At 58.6% G+C, this 15,607-nt stretch carries 15 protein-coding genes; 1 reads left to right on the top strand and 14 read right to left on the bottom strand.

Features of this window, described 5'->3' with window-relative positions; genetic code table 11:
- Window positions 1-16: 16 nt before the first annotated feature.
- The 10 genes from dacA to leuS form a co-directional block, all read right to left on the bottom strand.
- A complete protein-coding gene (gene dacA / locus AC6I79_RS13785; protein ID WP_021508587.1) occupies window positions 17-1,228 on the bottom strand; it encodes a D-alanyl-D-alanine carboxypeptidase DacA in 1,212 nt (403 codons plus the stop codon).
- Window positions 1,229-1,346: 118 nt separating this feature from the next.
- A complete protein-coding gene (gene rlpA, locus AC6I79_RS13780) occupies window positions 1,347-2,447 on the bottom strand; it encodes an endolytic peptidoglycan transglycosylase RlpA (protein ID WP_159378378.1) in 1,101 nt (366 codons plus the stop codon).
- Between the two features lie 10 nt (window positions 2,448-2,457).
- Window positions 2,458-3,570: a peptidoglycan glycosyltransferase MrdB gene (mrdB, locus tag AC6I79_RS13775; RefSeq protein ID WP_031279886.1), complete on the bottom strand. Its 1,113-nt coding sequence runs from the start codon at window positions 3,568-3,570 to the stop codon at window positions 2,458-2,460.
- Window positions 3,571-3,578: 8 nt separating this feature from the next.
- Window positions 3,579-5,483 (bottom strand): peptidoglycan DD-transpeptidase MrdA, encoded by a 1,905-nt coding sequence (gene mrdA, locus AC6I79_RS13770; protein WP_021508584.1) that lies wholly within the window; start codon window positions 5,481-5,483, stop codon window positions 3,579-3,581.
- A 34-nt stretch (window positions 5,484-5,517) separates the two neighbouring features.
- Complete coding sequence (rlmH, locus tag AC6I79_RS13765) at window positions 5,518-5,988, bottom strand: 23S rRNA (pseudouridine(1915)-N(3))-methyltransferase RlmH (RefSeq protein WP_058757899.1); 471 nt, start codon at window positions 5,986-5,988, stop codon at window positions 5,518-5,520.
- 3 nt (window positions 5,989-5,991) lie between these two features.
- The gene (rsfS, locus tag AC6I79_RS13760) at window positions 5,992-6,309 is read right to left on the bottom strand and encodes a ribosome silencing factor (protein ID WP_021508582.1); all 318 of its coding nucleotides are present in this window, start codon (window positions 6,307-6,309) and stop codon (window positions 5,992-5,994) included.
- A 92-nt stretch (window positions 6,310-6,401) separates the two neighbouring features.
- Window positions 6,402-7,046, bottom strand: a complete 645-nt coding sequence (gene nadD, locus AC6I79_RS13755; RefSeq protein WP_058775277.1) for a nicotinate-nucleotide adenylyltransferase — start codon at window positions 7,044-7,046, stop codon at window positions 6,402-6,404.
- Window positions 7,039-8,070, bottom strand: coding sequence for a DNA polymerase III subunit delta (holA, locus tag AC6I79_RS13750; protein ID WP_136545697.1), 1,032 nt, complete (start codon window positions 8,068-8,070; stop codon window positions 7,039-7,041). The genes nadD and holA overlap by 8 nt, the downstream gene beginning before the upstream one ends.
- Entirely contained in the window at window positions 8,067-8,666 is a 600-nt protein-coding gene (gene lptE / locus AC6I79_RS13745; protein WP_021508579.1) for an LPS assembly lipoprotein LptE, read from the bottom strand. The genes holA and lptE overlap by 4 nt, the downstream gene beginning before the upstream one ends.
- A gap of 14 nt (window positions 8,667-8,680) precedes the next feature.
- Window positions 8,681-11,263: a leucine--tRNA ligase gene (leuS, locus tag AC6I79_RS13740; protein WP_021508578.1), complete on the bottom strand. Its 2,583-nt coding sequence runs from the start codon at window positions 11,261-11,263 to the stop codon at window positions 8,681-8,683.
- A 221-nt stretch (window positions 11,264-11,484) separates the two neighbouring features.
- On the opposite strand from leuS, the gene AC6I79_RS13735 reads away from it, so the two are divergent.
- Window positions 11,485-11,967, top strand: a complete 483-nt coding sequence (locus AC6I79_RS13735; RefSeq protein WP_021508577.1) for a zinc ribbon-containing protein — start codon at window positions 11,485-11,487, stop codon at window positions 11,965-11,967.
- Window positions 11,968-12,402: 435 nt separating this feature from the next.
- On the opposite strand, the gene AC6I79_RS13730 is transcribed toward AC6I79_RS13735, so the two are convergent.
- The 4 genes from AC6I79_RS13730 to AC6I79_RS13715 all read right to left on the bottom strand — a co-directional run bounded on the left by AC6I79_RS13730 (window position 12,403) and on the right by AC6I79_RS13715 (window position 15,601).
- Complete coding sequence (locus tag AC6I79_RS13730) at window positions 12,403-13,128, bottom strand: amino acid ABC transporter ATP-binding protein (protein WP_058757895.1); 726 nt, start codon at window positions 13,126-13,128, stop codon at window positions 12,403-12,405.
- Window positions 13,129-13,806 carry a glutamate/aspartate ABC transporter permease GltK gene (gene gltK / locus AC6I79_RS13725; protein ID WP_021508575.1) on the bottom strand — a complete coding sequence of 226 codons (678 nt, stop codon included), beginning with the start codon at window positions 13,804-13,806 and terminating at the stop codon, window positions 13,129-13,131.
- Window positions 13,806-14,546, bottom strand: coding sequence for an amino acid ABC transporter permease (locus tag AC6I79_RS13720; RefSeq protein ID WP_021508574.1), 741 nt, complete (start codon window positions 14,544-14,546; stop codon window positions 13,806-13,808). Before AC6I79_RS13720 ends, gltK begins: the two co-directional genes overlap by 1 nt.
- A 161-nt stretch (window positions 14,547-14,707) precedes the next feature.
- Entirely contained in the window at window positions 14,708-15,601 is an 894-nt protein-coding gene (locus AC6I79_RS13715) for a glutamate/aspartate ABC transporter substrate-binding protein (protein WP_021508573.1), read from the bottom strand.
- Window positions 15,602-15,607: the final 6 nt, after the last annotated feature.

Raw genomic sequence — 15,607 nt, 5'->3', positions numbered from 1 at the left:
ATTTTTCAAGCGCGCCTTAGCCGAACCAGTGATGGAACATCAGTTTGATGTAATCGATGATGCGGCTGAAGAAACCGCCTTCCTGCACTTCGTTCAGCACCACCAGCGGACGCTGTTCGATGGTTTTACCATCCAGCTGGAAGTTGATGCTGCCCACGACCTGGTTTTTCTGTAGCGGCGCGTGCAGTTCGGTGTTGTTCAGCACGTAACTGGCCTTGAGGTCTTTCATGCGGCCGCGCGGGATGGTCAGGTAGGCATCTTTTTCCACGCCGAGCTGCACGCGATCGCTGTTGCCAAACCATACCGGCTCAGAGGCAAACTCTTTGCCCGCCTTCAGCGGTGCCACGGTTTCGAAGAAGCGGAAGCCCCAGGTCAGCAGCTTTTTACTCTCGGTTTCACGGCCTTTGAAGGTGTGACCGCCCATCACCGCCGAGATCAGACGCATCTGGCCTTCGGTCGCTGACGCCACCAGGTTGTAACCGGCGGCTTCGGTGTGGCCGGTTTTGATGCCGTCGACGTTCAGGCTGGTATCCCACAGCAGGCCGTTACGGTTCATCTGGCGGATGTTATTAAAGGTGAACTCTTTCTCTCTGTAGACCGCGTACTCATCCGGCACATCGCGAATCAGCGCCTGGCCAATCAGCGCCATGTCACGCGCCGTACTGTACTGACCGTCAGCATCAAGACCGTGCACGGTCTGGAAATGGGTATTTTTCAGGCCCAGCGCGCCCACGTAGTTGTTCATCAGGTTAACGAACGCGTCCTGGCTGCCGGCGACGTAATCGGCCATCGCCACGCAGGCGTCGTTACCGGACTGCAGCACGATACCGCGCGTCAGCTGAGAGACCGGTACGCGATCGCCCGGCTTGAGGAACATCAGCGAGGAGCCTTTGAACACCGGATTGCCGGTTGCCCAGGCATCTTTACCGACGGTAACAATGTCATCCTGATGGATTTTGCCCGCTTTGACCGCCTGGCCGATGACGTAGCTGGTCATCATTTTGGTCAGACTGGCCGGGTCGCGGCGCGCGTCCGCGTTCTTTTCCGCCAGCACTTTGCCGGAGTTATAGTCGATCAGCACGTAAGCTTCGGCATCGATGTCCGGCACGCCCGGAATCATGGTTTTCAGATTAACATCATCTGCAAAGGCAACGTGGCTGAGGGAGAGAGCGACCAGTGATCCCACTGTCAGGCGTTTCAGAAAACGAGAAGGTTTCAGCGTATTCATGTTCAGGACTACAGCATCCGTGGGGTTAAGAGTGAAAAAAGTGCCTTACTATAGCAAAGCTGCCATCGTGCGACATCTGGCTTTATGCCTCAGTGTCAGCAGGCAAGGGCACGGCCCGTCACATTGACGGGCGGGCCGTGGTAATAAAGGAGCTGATCTGCGCTTCATTGCTCAGACGCTGCTGCAGCGCCGCGGCCTGAGCCCGGCTGCTGAAACCGCCAAGCTGCACGCGATAGACGTTGCCATTGGCTTCCACCGCGCCGGGTACACCAAAGCGCTGGCCTAGGCTGTCCGCCATCTGCCGGGCGCGTGCGGCGTCATTCAGGGCGCCAACCTGTACCACAAAACCGCTGCCGGCATGGGCGCTGGCGTTATGGCTGGCCGGAGCCGGACTCGCTGCCGCAGCCGCAGCTGGTGCGGCAGGGCTGGCGACAACCGGTGTGGCCGGCGCGCTGCCTTCCAGTACGCCGCTGGCTAACGGCTGCGGTGCGCCGAGAAAGCCGCTGCTCTGCACCGGTGCACCGATGTTGCCGTTGCTCTGCAGTGAACTGTTATCCACCGCGCGGACGTCCTGTGCGGCAGGGGCGGGCGCGCTGCTGGCGCCGGTCATCACCATGCCGCCGCTCAGGTCAGGCCTCGCCGGCAGCGCATAGCTCTGTTTGGCCACGGTGGTGCCGATGGTGCCCGGGCCGGACACCGAACCGTCCGGCGCTACTTTGATGTAATCCACCCGTACGCGGGTGTTATTGGAAATATTCAGGCGATCGCCCGCGGCGCGCGACAGGTCGATAATCCGGCCCGGCGTGTAAGGGCCGCGATCGTTGACGCGCACCACAATCTGCCGGCCATTGGCCAGGTTGGTGACGCGCACGTAGCTTGGCAGCGGCAGGGTAGGGTGTGCGGCGCTTAACGCGTCCGGATCGTAGGTTTCACCCAGCGCGGTGCGGTTGCCCTGCGCTTCTTCACCGTACCAGGTTGCCAGACCAACTTCGCTGTAGTTGGACGGATCTTTAATCACCCGGTAGGTTTTGCCGTTGACGCTGTAGTCCTGGCTGGTAGAAGGATTGATCGGCTCATAGCGCGGCTCCACGCCGGGAATCTCCACCACCGGACCATTATAGGCCGGCTGCGGCGGGGCCGTGTTCGTCTGCTGTTCCGGTGTGGAACAGGCAGCCAGTACCAGTGATGCCAGAGCAACCCCAAGCCAGTCCTTACGCATGTGCAGCCTCTTAAACGCTTTTAGATAACATTTTTCGATGAGTGTGGATCGACATCACGATGCCAAATCCGGCCATTAACACAATCAGCGCCGATCCGCCGTAGCTCACCAGCGGCAGCGGCACGCCAACCACCGGTAAGATACCACTAACCATGCCAATGTTAACGAAAACATACACAAACAGAATCAGCATCAGGCCGCCGGACATCACGCGACCAAAGGTGGTTTGCGCGCGTGCGGCAATCACCAGCCCGCGCATGATCAGCAGCAGATAAAGTACCAGCAGCAGCAGGACGCCCACCAGGCCGAGCTCTTCCGCCAGCACCGCGAAGATAAAGTCGGTATGACGTTCGGGCAGAAACTCCAGCTGCGACTGGGTGCCATGCAGCCAGCCTTTGCCGCGCAGGCCGCCGGAGCCGATAGCAATCTTGGACTGAATAATGTGGTAGCCGGCACCGAGCGGATCGCTCTCCGGATCGAGCAGCATCATCACGCGGTCGCGCTGATAATCGTGCATCAGGAAGAACCACAGAATCGGGATGAACGCCGCCACCAGCAGCACGGCCACGCCAATCAGCTTCCAGCTCATGCCCGAGAGGAACAGCACGAACAGGCCGGAGGCGGCGATCAGAATGGAGGTACCGAGGTCCGGCTGCGCCGCTACCAGCAGCGTCGGCATGAAAATCAGCACCAGCGCGATGCCGGTGTTTTTCAGCGTTGGCGGGCAGACATCGCGGTTGATGAAGCGAGCCACCATCAGCGGCACGGCGATTTTAGCGATTTCCGACGGCTGGAAGCGCACAAAACCGAGATCCAGCCAGCGCTGTGCCCCTTTACTTATGTGGCCGAAGGCATCGACCGCCACCAGCAAAATCACGCAGACAATATAGAGGTAGGGCGCCCAGCTTTCATACACGCGCGGCGGCACCTGCGCCATCACCAGCATGATGATGGTGCCCATGGCAATCTGACCAAGCTTGCGCTCCATCATGCCCGGATCCTGGCCGCTGGCGCTCCAGATAACAATGGCGCTGTAGGCCAGCAGGCTGATGATAATCAGCATAAACAGCGGGTCGATATGGATACGCGTCCAGATCGTTCTTTTCTGGGGACTATCGTTCATCGACATCGTTATTCACCTTCGTAGCCGGGCGGCATGGGTGCGGCTTCTGGCAGCACGGTATTGTTGTCGCCCAGCATTATGTGGTCGAGAATCTGGCGCATCACGGTGCCTACCGCCGGGCCGGCACCGCCGTTTTCCAGAATCATGGTGACGGCGACGCGCGGCTTGTCGTACGGCGCGAAGGCGGTCATCAGCTTATGGTCACGCAGCCGTTCGGCAATTTTATGCGCGTTGTAAGTCTCATTCTCTTTCAGGCCAAACACCTGTGCGGTACCGGATTTCGCCGCAATCTTGTACGGTGCATCGGCAAAGCTTTTGTGCGCGGTGCCGTTGGCGCGGTTGGCCACGCCATACATCCCGTCTTTGGCGATCTCCCAGTAGCCGGAGTGAATGTCGCCAATCGGCGCATCCGGCGGCTGGCGATACGGCACCATGCTGTTGCCTTCACGGGTGGCGCGCAGCAGGTGCGGCACTTTAATCACGCCGTCGTTAATCAGGATCATCAGCGCTTTGTTCATCTGCACCGGCGTCGCCGTCCAGTAGCCCTGGCCGATACCGACCGGAATGGTATCGCCCTGATACCACGGCTTTTTAAAGCGTTTCATCTTCCATTCGCGCGTCGGCATGTTACCGGGGCTCTCCTGCGGCAGGTCGATACCGGTACGGTGGCCGTAGCCGAATTTGGTCATCCACTCCGACAGGCGGTCGATGCCCATGTCATAGGCCACCTGATAGAAGAAGGTATCCGCCGACTCTTCCAGCGATTTGGTGACGTTGAGGCGACCGTGGCCCCACTTTTTCCAGTCGCGGTAGCGTTTTTCCGATCCCGGCAGCTGCCACCAGCCGGGATCGAACAGGCTGGTGTTACGGTTGATCACGCCGGCGCTGAGCGCTGAGACCGCCACATAAGGTTTAACCGTGGAGGCTGGCGGATACGATGCCTGCAGCGCACGGTTATACAGCGGGCGGTTCTCATCGCCGAGCAGCGCCTTATAATCTTTACTCGAAATACCATCGACAAACAGATTCGGATCGTAACTGGGTGTGGAGACCAGCGCGAGAATCTCACCGGTGCGCGGATCGCTCACCACCACGGCGGCGCGGCTGCCGGTCAGCAGGGTTTCGATGTACTGCTGTAGCTTGAGATCGATGGTCAGCCAGATATCGCGTCCGGCCTGCGGTGACTGCTCATGCAGCTGACGGATCACGCGGCCGCGGTTGTTGACCTCCACCTCTTCGTAACCGGTTTTGCCGTGCAGCACATCTTCGTAATAGTTTTCGATGCCGAGCTTACCGATATCGTGGGTGGCTGCGTAATTCGGCCATTTGCCTTCTTCATCAAGGCGCTTGACATCACGATCGTTGATTTTCGAGACGTAACCCACCACGTGCGTCAGCGTCTGGCCGTAAGGGTAGTAGCGGCGCTGGTAGCCTTTCACTTCCACGCCCGGGAAACGGTACTGGTTCACTGCGAAGCGCGCGACCTGCACTTCATTCAGGCCGGTTTTAACCGGAATCGAGGTAAAGCGGCGCGAGCGCTTGCGCTCTTTTTCAAACGCATCGATATCGTCGTCGGTCAAATCCAGCACCGGCCGCAGATCCTGCAGCGTCTGCTTCAGGTCATCGACTTTTTCCGGCACCAGCTCGGCCTGGTAAATGGTGCGATTGAGCGCCAGCGGCACACCGTTGCGGTCATAGATGATGCCGCGGCTGGGGGCGACCGGCACCAGTTTGATGCGGTTTTCGTTTGAACGGGTGCTGTAGTCGTCGAAGCGCAGGATCTGCAGATGATACAGATTGACCACCAGCACGCTGGAGAGCAGCAGGATGCCGACAAAGGCCACCAGGGCGCGGCGGACAAACAGTTTCTGTTCGGCAGTGTAATCGCGAAAAGCGTTGCTCTGTAATTTCATCCGCTGCGTTTATTGTCTGGAGGTTGTCAGGCGTTTATTCACGGTGATAAGGGTGATTAGTGGTAATACTCCAGGCACGATACAGGCTTTCCGCCACCAGCACACGCACCAGCGGGTGCGGCAGCGTTAACGCGGACAGTGACCAGCTCTGTTCGGCTGCCGCTTTACACGCCGGCGCCAGGCCTTCCGGCCCACCAATCAGCAGGCTGACATCACGCCCGTCCAGCTTCCAGCGCTCTAACTGCTGCGCCAGCTGCGGCGTTTCCCATGGCTGTCCGGGAATATCCAGCGTCACAATGCGGTTGCCTTTGCCCACCGCCGCCAGCATCGCTTCACCCTCTTTTTCCAGAATGCGTTTGATGTCAGCGTTTTTGCCGCGTTTACCGGCCGGCACTTCAGTCAGCTCAAACGGCATATCTTTGGGAAAGCGACGCAGGTACTCCATGAAACCGGTCTGAACCCAGTCGGGCATTTTGGTGCCGACGGCGACAAGCTGCAGTTTCAACGTTTAGCTCCAGAGCTTTTCCAGCTCGTACAGCTGGCGGCTCTCTTCCTGCATCACGTGCACGATCACTTCACCGAGATCGACCACAACCCAGTCAGCAGCCGCTTTGCCGTCGACGCCGAGCGGTTTCAGGCCTGCCGCGCGCGATTCCTGCATCACATGGTCAGCGATGGAGGATACGTGACGGTTGGAGGTCCCGGTACAGATAATCATGCAATCGGTGATACTGGATTTGCCCTGCACATCAATCGCAACGATGTCCTGGCCTTTGAGATCATCAATCTTATCAATAACGAACTCTTGGAGTGCTTTGCCTTGCAAAAGGTTCCCCTTAAAAACAGGTGATTATGGGCAGGCTGAATGCCCCGGAAAACGCAGCCAAAAATGAAGCGGCGCAGTATAGCACGCGGCGATCAATCGCGATATAAGCCCGCGCGATCGATGTAGTCGATCACCGCCGCTGGCAGCAGATCGGCGCAGTCCAGGCCATGATGGCGGCGCTGGCGAATCTCAGTGGCAGAAATGTCGAACAGCGGCGTATCGGCCAGCCAGATGTGGCCTGCCGGTGCGCAATGCAGCTGCTGCACTTCATGCGCGCGGTGCGCATCCAGCCACTGCTGCATCTCTGGCGTAGCCATCTGCGCGGCGTAGCCTGGACGCTGACAAACCAGCAGGTGACACAGCGACAGCAGCTCCTGCCAGCGATGCCATTTTCCTAACGTTAGCAGAGAATCCTGACCGATGATAAACCCGAGGGGCTGTTGTGCACCGCGCTCGGCGCGCAGGGTTTCCAGCGTGTCCACCGTCCATGACGGCGTGGTGCGCGTCAGCTCGCGCGTGTCGATATCAAACAGCGGACGATCAGCAATGGCGCAGCGCAGCATCGCCACGCGCTGTTGTGCGCTGGCTTCCGGCTGTGGCCGGTGCGGCGGCACGTTGTTTGGCAGCAGCGTCACTTTTTGCAGGCCAACCTGCTGCGCCAGCGCGGTGACCGGACGCAGATGGCCGTAATGAATGGGATCGAAAGTGCCGCCAAACAGCGCGTAAAGGTCAGACATCAGTTAAACCCAGCGGAAAATCACGATGGCACAGCAGCAATGACAGCGTCTCCAGCTGCGGCCACAAATTCTGACCGTAGTCCTGCTTCATGGTCAGTTCGAGTTGAGCCAGCAGATGCACCGCTTGCTGCAGCCGTTGCGCATCCAGTCGCTGCAGCGCTTCAGTGAACAGAGCACGGCGGTTCTGCCAGATACGCTGTTGATCCATCAGCGTACGCAGCGGCTGCTTCGCCTGCTGGCGTTGCAGCTGCAGTAGCGTCAGCAGATCGCGCTGCAGCGTGCGCAGCAGAATCACCACTTCGCTGTCCTCTTTTTGCAACTGACGCAAAATGTGCAGCGCGCGTTTGCTCTTGCCGGCCAGCAGCGCATCAACCCAGTGAAATGGCGTGAAATGCGCGGCATCGTTCACCGCTTCTTCCACGCGGGGCAGCGTCAGTTTGCCGTCCGGCCACAGCAGCGACAGCCGCTCCAGCGCCTGGGCCAGCGCCAGCAGATTACCTTCATAACAGTAGCAGAGCAGCTGAATTGCCGCGTCATCAATACTCAGCTGCAGGGCTTTCGCGCGGGCGGCCACCCAGCGCGGCAGCTGCGCCTGTTCCGGCGTCTGGCACGGCACCAGCACCGCACTGGCGCTGAGCGCTTTAAACCAGGCGCTGTTTTCCTGCGCTTTGGTCAGCTTCGCCATCCGCAGCACCAGCATAATGTCGCTGTGCAGCAGCGCCGCCAGTTTCACCAGCTGTTCGGCGATGGCGGCGTTGGGGCCGTTTTCCGGCAATTGCAGCGTCAGCGTCTGGCGTTGTGTGAACAGGCTCAGCGACTGACAGCGGGCGAAAATCGCCTCCCAGTCAGTCTGCGCATCAACGCTGACGGAAAAATGTTCGTCGAAGCCCTGCTGAGCGGCGGCAGCGCGGATAGCATCTGCGCTCTCCTGAATCAGCAGGGGTTCATTACCGGTGAGAAAATAACAGGCGCGCAGCCCCTCTCGAAGCTGCGCGCGCAGTTGTTCAGGATAGATCCTGATCATTGCAGACTGGTGGCTGACGAGGAGGGCACTTCCGGTGAGTCCGCGCCTGGCGCAATCACTTCAGGTTGCGGCAGCGTCTCTTTGTTGCTCTCCTGCGCGGCGTGTACCGTCAGCAGCTTACGTACCAGCTGCTCGGCGGCACGCTGACGCATCTCCTGCACAATCATATCCTGCTCGGCATCCTTCGCCAGCGCGGCGTTCGGGTTGTCGAAGAACGAACGGTATACCGTGGTGCTGATCGGATAAATGCCTTTACCCGGCAGCAACACCTGCGCGCTGACGGTCATCACCAGCGAGTACTCGGCGGTGGTGCCGCTGATGAATACCGACGCGGTGTCGCGTCCCTGGCTCTCCGCGCCGAGACGCAGCGTCGGGTATTGCGCACTGGCCGCTTTGCTGTCTTCAACGATTTTGACATCGTTGATGCGCAGCTGCTGACGCACGGTGCGCGCCAGCGGGCCATACGGATCGCCGCTCTGGACGATCAGCGTTTTCATTTCCGGTGGCACCTGCGTGGTGCCGCGCGGATGAAAACCACAGCCGGCAGTGACCAGCACTGCCAGCAGGACAAACAGCCTGATAACGAGTTGTCGCACAGTTCCTCCTGAACTTAACCTACGACCAGGTTAAGCAGTTTGCCAGGGACATAAATCACTTTACGAAGGGTGACGCCATCCAGATATTTCGCCACCAGATGCTCCTGTGCCGCACGCGCCTGCACCTGCTCCTGCGTCGCATCCGGCGCCACGGTAATTTTACCACGCACTTTACCGTTGACCTGCACCACCACCAGCAGCGAATCCTCTACCATTGCCGCTTCATCGGCAACCGGCCAGCTGGCGTCGTCGATGCTGCCTTCGCCACCCAGTGCCTGCCACAGTACGTAGCTGGCGTGCGGGGTGAAGGGATAGAGCAGGCGCGTTACGGCGACCAGCGCTTCCTGCATCAGGGCGCGATCCTGTTCGCTCTCCTGCGGCGCGCGCAGCAGTTTGTTCATCAGCTCCATGATCGCCGCAATCGCGGTGTTGAAGGTCTGACGACGGCCGATGTCATCCGCCACTTTGGCGATGGTTTTGTGCAGATCGCGACGCAGCGCTTTCTGCTCATCGTTGAGCGCGTTGACATCCAGCGCCACGGTCGCGCCTTTAGCCACGTGATCGTACGCCAGCTTCCATACGCGTTTCAGGAAGCGGTTAGCGCCTTCCACGCCTGACTCCTGCCACTCCAGCGTCATTTCCGCCGGGGAGGCAAACATCATGAACAGACGCACGGTATCTGCGCCGTAGCGCTCAACCATCAGCTGCGGGTCGATGCCGTTGTTTTTGGACTTCGACATTTTGCTCATGCCCGCGTAGATCACTTCGCGGCCCTGATTGTCGATGGCTTTGGTGATGCGGCCTTTTTCGTCGCGCTCGACGTTAACGTCAACCGGAGAAACCCAGTTGCGCTCGCCGTTGGCGCCGACGTAGTAGAAGGCGTCTGCCAGTACCATGCCCTGGCACAGCAGGCGTTTGGCCGGCTCGTCAGAGTTGACCAGGCCCGCGTCGCGCAGCAGCTTGTGGTAGAAGCGGAAATACATCAGGTGCATGATGGCGTGTTCGATACCGCCCACATACTGATCGACCGGCAGCCAGTAGTTCGCTGCCGCCGGATCCAGCATGCCTTCGTTGTAGTTCGCACAGGTGTAACGCGCGTAGTACCACGATGATTCCATAAAGGTGTCGAAGGTGTCGGTTTCACGCAGCGCCGGCTGACCGTTGACGGTGGTTTTCGCCCACTCCGGATCGGCTTTGATTGGGCTGGTAATACCGTCCATGACCACGTCTTCCGGCAGAATTACCGGCAGCTGATCTTCTGGCGTTGGCATCACGGTGCCATCTTCCAGCGTCACCATCGGAATTGGCGCACCCCAGTAGCGCTGGCGTGACACACCCCAGTCGCGCAGGCGATAGTTCACTTTACGCACGCCGACGCCTTTGGCCGCCAGCGCATCGGCGATGGCATTGAAGCCGGCGTCGTGGTCCAGACCGTCAAACTCGCCGGAGTTGAACAGCGTGCCTTTTTCGGTCATCGCTGCGGCGCTGACATCCGGCGCGGTACCGTCGAGGTTGAGTACCACCGGCTTGATGTTGAGATCGTATTTGGTGGCGAATTCCCAGTCGCGCTGGTCATGACCCGGTACGGCCATCACGGCACCGGTGCCGTACTCCATCAGCACGAAGTTAGCGACCCAGACCGGAATCTCTTCGCCCGTCAGCGGATGGATAGCGTGCAGGCCGGTGGCCATGCCTTTCTTCTCCATCGTGGCCATGTCCGCTTCGGCGACTTTGGTGTTGCTGCATTCAGCAATGAAGTCAGCCAGCGCCGGGTTGTTGACGGCAGCCTGGCGCGCCAGAGGATGACCGGCTGCCACGGCGACATAAGTTGCCCCCATGAAGGTGTCCGGACGAGTGGTGTAAACCGTGACTTTTTCCGCGCTGTTGGCCACGTCAAAGGTGATCTCCACACCTTCAGAACGGCCAATCCAGTTGCGCTGCATGGTCTTGACCTGCTCCGGCCAGTCTTCCAGCTTATCGAGGTCGTTGAGCAGCTCTTCGGCGTAATCGGTGATTTTCACGAACCACTGCGGGATCTCTTTGCGTTCGACTTTGGTGTCGCAGCGCCAGCAGCAGCCATCGATCACCTGTTCGTTCGCCAGTACGGTCTGGTCGTTCGGGCACCAGTTGACTGCGGAGGTTTTTTTGTAGACCAGACCTTTTTCGTACAGTTTGGTGAAGAACCACTGTTCCCAGCGGTAATACTCAGGCTGACAGGTCGCCAGTTCGCGACTCCAGTCATAGCCGAAGCCCAGCAGTTTCAGCTGGTTTTTCATGTATTCGATGTTGTCGTAGGTCCAGGGTGCTGGCGCAGTGTTGTTTTTCACCGCCGCCCCTTCGGCGGGCAGGCCAAAGGCATCCCAGCCAATCGGCTGCAGGACGTTTTTGCCCAGCATGCGCTGGTAGCGCGCAATCACATCGCCAATGGTGTAGTTACGCACGTGGCCCATGTGCAGGCGGCCAGAAGGATAGGGCAGCATAGACAGGCAGTAGTATTTCTCTTTGCCTTCCTGCTCGGTCACTTTGAAGGTTTCGTTTTCGTCCCAGTGCTGCTGGACGCGGGATTCTATCTCTTCCGGGCGGTATTGCTCTTGCATGGCTGCCTGTGGTCCTTGTGAAATCGTTTTTTAAACACTTTTGATCCGCATAGCATACCCATAAGGCCGCCCCTCAACAACAATTGACGCCCTCCGGCGGCGTGATTTGTGCGGAATGCGCCAGCGCTTTCACCCTTTTGCGATTTCCTCTGCGCTAAGCGCAGCAAATATGGCAAAGCGGCTAAACTTAACTCAGCATCCGCAGCCGAAAGGAGAACAAAATGAATAATGTGGCGCAGGAGTATCGTGCAACGGTAGCAGCATTAACCCAGCGGCTGGAGCGTGGCGAGCGTGATGTCGACGCACTGGTCGCCGAGGCGCGCAGCGCGCTGCTGCAGAAACAGACGCTGACCACCGCCGAAGTCGACGAGGTCATGCGCGCGGTGCGGCGCGATTTGCACGAGTTCGCGCTCAGCTATCAGGAATCCAGCGAAGCGCTCGGCGATTCAGTGTTTCTGCGGGTGATCCGTGAAAGCCTGTGGAAAGAGCTGGCCGATATCACCGATAAGAGCCAGCTGGAGTGGCGCGAAGTGTTTCAGGATCTGCGGCATCACGGCGTGTATCAGAGCGGCGAAGTGGTGGGGCTGGGCAATCTGGTGTGTGAAAAGTGCGGTTTTACCCGGGCGATTTACACCCCGGAGAGCCTGACGCGCTGCCCGGAGTGCGGCCACGATCAGTTCCAGCGTCAGCCGTTTGAGCCCTGAATTATCACCGTGCTCTGAAGCAAAAAAAGTATTGCTGCTGAAGGCGTGCGGACTGTCAGAAGGGAACCTGAACACGCCCGGATCGGCAAAACCCGCATCCCTGCGTGCCTCGACACGCGGCATCCCTGCCGCGTGACGTCCGGCTTGGTTCAGGATCCCTTCTGCCGTAAAAAACAGGTGCGGCGGTATGCGCGCATTTAGTCACCGCGATGATGAAGCTTAATGGTGCGCAAGGCATAGCGACTTGCGGCAGCCTCCGCGCCAGGGAAGGCGCGGCGGCAGGCTCCAGGAGGATTCATGCCGGTGCGGCAAGACGCTATGCCTTGCGCAGTCGGGTACCGCATCACAGCAGCAATATATCGATTTTGGTGAAGTGCAGGAGGGGCAAGATAAGCCCTGACGCTGGCGGTCCGTGGACCGCCAGCATTGTGAGTATTAGTGCAGAATTTTCGCCAGGAAGTCTTTGGCACGGTCGGACTGCGGATTGCTGAAGAAGTCATCCTTGTTGGTGTCTTCAACGATCTTCCCTTCGTCCATAAAGATGACGCGATTCGCCACTTTGCGTGCAAAGCCCATCTCGTGCGTCACCACCATCATCGTCATGCCTTCGTTGGCTAACTCCACCATGACGTCCAGCACTTCGTTGATCATCTCCGGATCCAGCGCGGAAGTCGGTTCATCGAACAGCATGGCGATAGGATCCATGCACAGCGCACGGGCGATGGCGACGCGCTGCTGCTGACCGCCAGACAGCTGACCAGGGAATTTCTCCGCATGCGCCGCCAGACCCACGCGCTTCAGCAGGGCAAGGCCCTTATCGCGCGCGGCAGTTTTGTCGCGCTTCAGCACTTTCACCTGTGCCAGCACCAGGTTATCAATGATGCTGAGATGCGGGAACAGTTCGAAGTGCTGGAACACCATGCCCACTTTGCTGCGCAGTTGGGCGAGATTGGTTTTTTTGTTGTTCACCTCGGTACCGTTCACCTGAATGCTGCCCTGCTGCACAGGCTCCAGCCCGTTCACCGTTTTAATCAGCGTCGATTTACCCGAGCCGGACGGTCCGCAGACCACCACTACCTCACCTTTCTTCACTTCGGTGGAGCAGTCGGTCAGCACCTGAAAGTGCCCATACCACTTAGAAACATTTTTCAGGCTAATCATTTAAACCGTCCTTTTTCTTTTCAGATAACTTACCAACAGCGAAGCGCTCAGGCTGATCACGAAGTAGACCAGACCGGCAAACAGAACCATTTCTACCTGGGTACCGTCACGTTCACCGATGGTGGACGCGGTGCGGAAGAAGTCCGCCAGGCTTAACACATACACCAGCGAGGTGTCCTGGAACAGCACGATGCCCTGCGTCAGCAGCAGCGGCACCATGGCGCGGAACGCCTGCGGCAGGATGATCAATTTCATCGACTGCCACTGCGTCATACCCAGCGCCAGCGCCGCGTTGGACTGACCGCGCGAGATGCTCTGGATACCGGCGCGGATAATCTCCGAATAGTAAGCGGCTTCAAACAGCGCAAACGCCACCATGGCGGAGATCAGGCGGATATCGGTTTTTGGCGACAGCCCAAGCACCTGCTGCAGGAAGCTGGGAACCACCAGATAGAACCACAGCAGCACCATCACCAGCGGTACCGAGCGGAACAGGTTCACGTACAGTTTGGCGAACCAGCGGATCGGGGCGAACGCGGACAAGCGCATCACCGCCAGAATGGTGCCCCAGATAATGCCAAACACTACCGCCACCGCCGTGATTTTCAGCGTAATGATCATGCCGTTCAGCAGATAGGGCAGGCTGGGCGGAATCGAACTCCAGTCAAAATCGTACATTATTTGCCTCCCAGGTTGCCGGGCAGGCGGATTTTGCGTTCTACCAGACTCATAATCAGCATGATCACCAGGTTAATACCGACGTAGGCCAGGGTGATAGCGGTGAAAGATTCATAGGCATGCGCCGAGTAATCCAGCAGCTTGCCCGCCTGCGCCGCCAGGTCGACCAGACCGATGGTCGAGGCGATGGCGGAGTTCTTCACCAGGTTAAGCATTTCCGAGGTCATCGGCGGCACAATCACGCGATAGGCGTTAGGCAGCAGCACGTAGCGGTAGGTCTGCGGCAGCGTCAGGCCCATCGCCAGACCGGCGTTTTTCTGGCCGCGCGGCAGCGACTGAATCGCGGCGCGCACCTGCTCACACACGCGTGCGGCGGTGAACAGACCGAGACAGATGGTTGAAGAGAGGAAAAACTGGATGTTCGGGTCCAGTTCAGCCTTAAACCACATGCCGAGCTTCTCCCCGACCAGTTCTGGCGCCACCAGATACCAGAAGAAGAACTGCACGATCAGCGGAATATTACGAAACAGCTCCACGTAGCAGGTGCCAATCGTGGACAGCCAGCGATTAGGCACGGTACGCAGAATGCCAAAGAAGGAACCTACCAGGAAGGCGATAATCCAGGCGCAGCAGGAGACCGCGACGGTCACCTGAAATCCGGACCACAGCCAGCCGAGGTAAGTCGTATTGCCGAACGGAGCCTGCTGTAAAAAGATGCCCCAGTTCCAATCGATACCCATAACGAGCTCCGGTAAAAAAAGGGTAGCGAGGCTACCCATAAGATTGTTGAGCGGTGTCTTGTGTCCTGCTTCAGGGGAACGGCCTGTTACAGTCTGTCTGTCCGCACCGCGTGTTCAGCAATCGAGAGGGCAGCAGTGTCGCCCTTGTTTTCATTGTTAATTCAGAGTGCTTTGTCGTTCGGTGCTTTAAACAGCGCCTGCATGTCAGAAGACAGCTCGAAGTTCAGGTTCAGGTTCTTCGGCGGAATTGGCTGTTTGAACCAGGTATCGAACCATTTGGTGGCTTCACCCGATGTCTGCGCTTTGGCGATGGTGTCATCCATCAGCTGTTTAAACGGCGCATCGTCTTTACGCAGCATGCAGCCGTAGGCTTCTTTGGACTGCGGCGTGCCAGTGATTTCCCAGTTATCCGGTTTCTTCGCCTTGGCACGTTCACCGGCCAGCAGCGCGTCATCCATCATGAAGGCCACTGCGCGACCGGTTTCCAGCGTGCGGAACGAGTCACCGTGATCTTTCGCGCTGATGATGCGCATATCCATTTTCTTCTCGTCATTCAGCTTGCGCAGCAGAATCTCAGAGGTGGTGCCCGAGGTGACGACCACGGTTTTGCCTTTCAGATCGGCGAAATCTTTAATGTCGCCACCTTTTTTCACCAGTAGACGCGTACCGATGATGAAGATGGTGTCAGAGAACGCCGCCTGCTGCTGACGTTCTACGTTATTGGTGGTCGAGCCACACTCGAAATCGTAGGTGCCGTTCTGCAGCAGCGGAATACGGTTTTGTGAGGTGATCGGCAGCATTTTGACCTGCAGATCCGGCTTATTCAGTTTCGCTTTGATGGCGGCAACAATGGCGTTGGAGTAGTCCTGCGAATAGCCCACCACTTTCTGCTGGTTGTCGTAGTAAGAAAAGGGAACGGATGACTCACGGTGCCCCACGACAATCACGCCACTATCATTGATTTTTTTCAGGGTGCCGGTGAGATCTTCCGCCTGGGCCGCGCCCGCTGCTGCGCCCAACAGCAGAAGCGATAATGCCACTTTGCGAATCTGCATGTTCCT

The sequence above is a fragment of the gamma proteobacterium symbiont of Scutellera amethystina genome (assembly GCF_059730845.1).
This window is presented reverse-complemented; position numbering and strand designations above follow the sequence as displayed.

What these genes read in the sequence shown, in the direction of transcription:
- dacA (WP_021508587.1), bottom strand. Translation starts at nt 1,228, where the DNA reads ATGAATACGCTGAAACCTTCTCGTTTTCTGAAACGCCTGACAGTGGGA.
- AC6I79_RS13715 (WP_021508573.1), bottom strand. Translation starts at nt 15,601, where the DNA reads ATGCAGATTCGCAAAGTGGCATTATCGCTTCTGCTGTTGGGCGCAGCA.
- mrdB (WP_031279886.1), bottom strand. Translation starts at nt 3,570, where the DNA reads ATGAACGATAGTCCCCAGAAAAGAACGATCTGGACGCGTATCCATATC.
- AC6I79_RS13720 (WP_021508574.1), bottom strand. Translation starts at nt 14,546, where the DNA reads ATGGGTATCGATTGGAACTGGGGCATCTTTTTACAGCAGGCTCCGTTC.
- rlpA (WP_159378378.1), bottom strand. Translation starts at nt 2,447, where the DNA reads ATGCGTAAGGACTGGCTTGGGGTTGCTCTGGCATCACTGGTACTGGCT.
- gltK (WP_021508575.1), bottom strand. Translation starts at nt 13,806, where the DNA reads ATGTACGATTTTGACTGGAGTTCGATTCCGCCCAGCCTGCCCTATCTG.
- mrdA (WP_021508584.1), bottom strand. Translation starts at nt 5,483, where the DNA reads ATGAAATTACAGAGCAACGCTTTTCGCGATTACACTGCCGAACAGAAA.
- nadD (WP_058775277.1), bottom strand. Translation starts at nt 7,046, where the DNA reads ATGTCTGACCTTTACGCGCTGTTTGGCGGCACTTTCGATCCCATTCAT.
- leuS (WP_021508578.1), bottom strand. Translation starts at nt 11,263, where the DNA reads ATGCAAGAGCAATACCGCCCGGAAGAGATAGAATCCCGCGTCCAGCAG.
- AC6I79_RS13730 (WP_058757895.1), bottom strand. Translation starts at nt 13,128, where the DNA reads ATGATTAGCCTGAAAAATGTTTCTAAGTGGTATGGGCACTTTCAGGTG.
- AC6I79_RS13735 (WP_021508577.1), top strand. Translation starts at nt 11,485, where the DNA reads ATGAATAATGTGGCGCAGGAGTATCGTGCAACGGTAGCAGCATTAACC.
- holA (WP_136545697.1), bottom strand. Translation starts at nt 8,070, where the DNA reads ATGATCAGGATCTATCCTGAACAACTGCGCGCGCAGCTTCGAGAGGGG.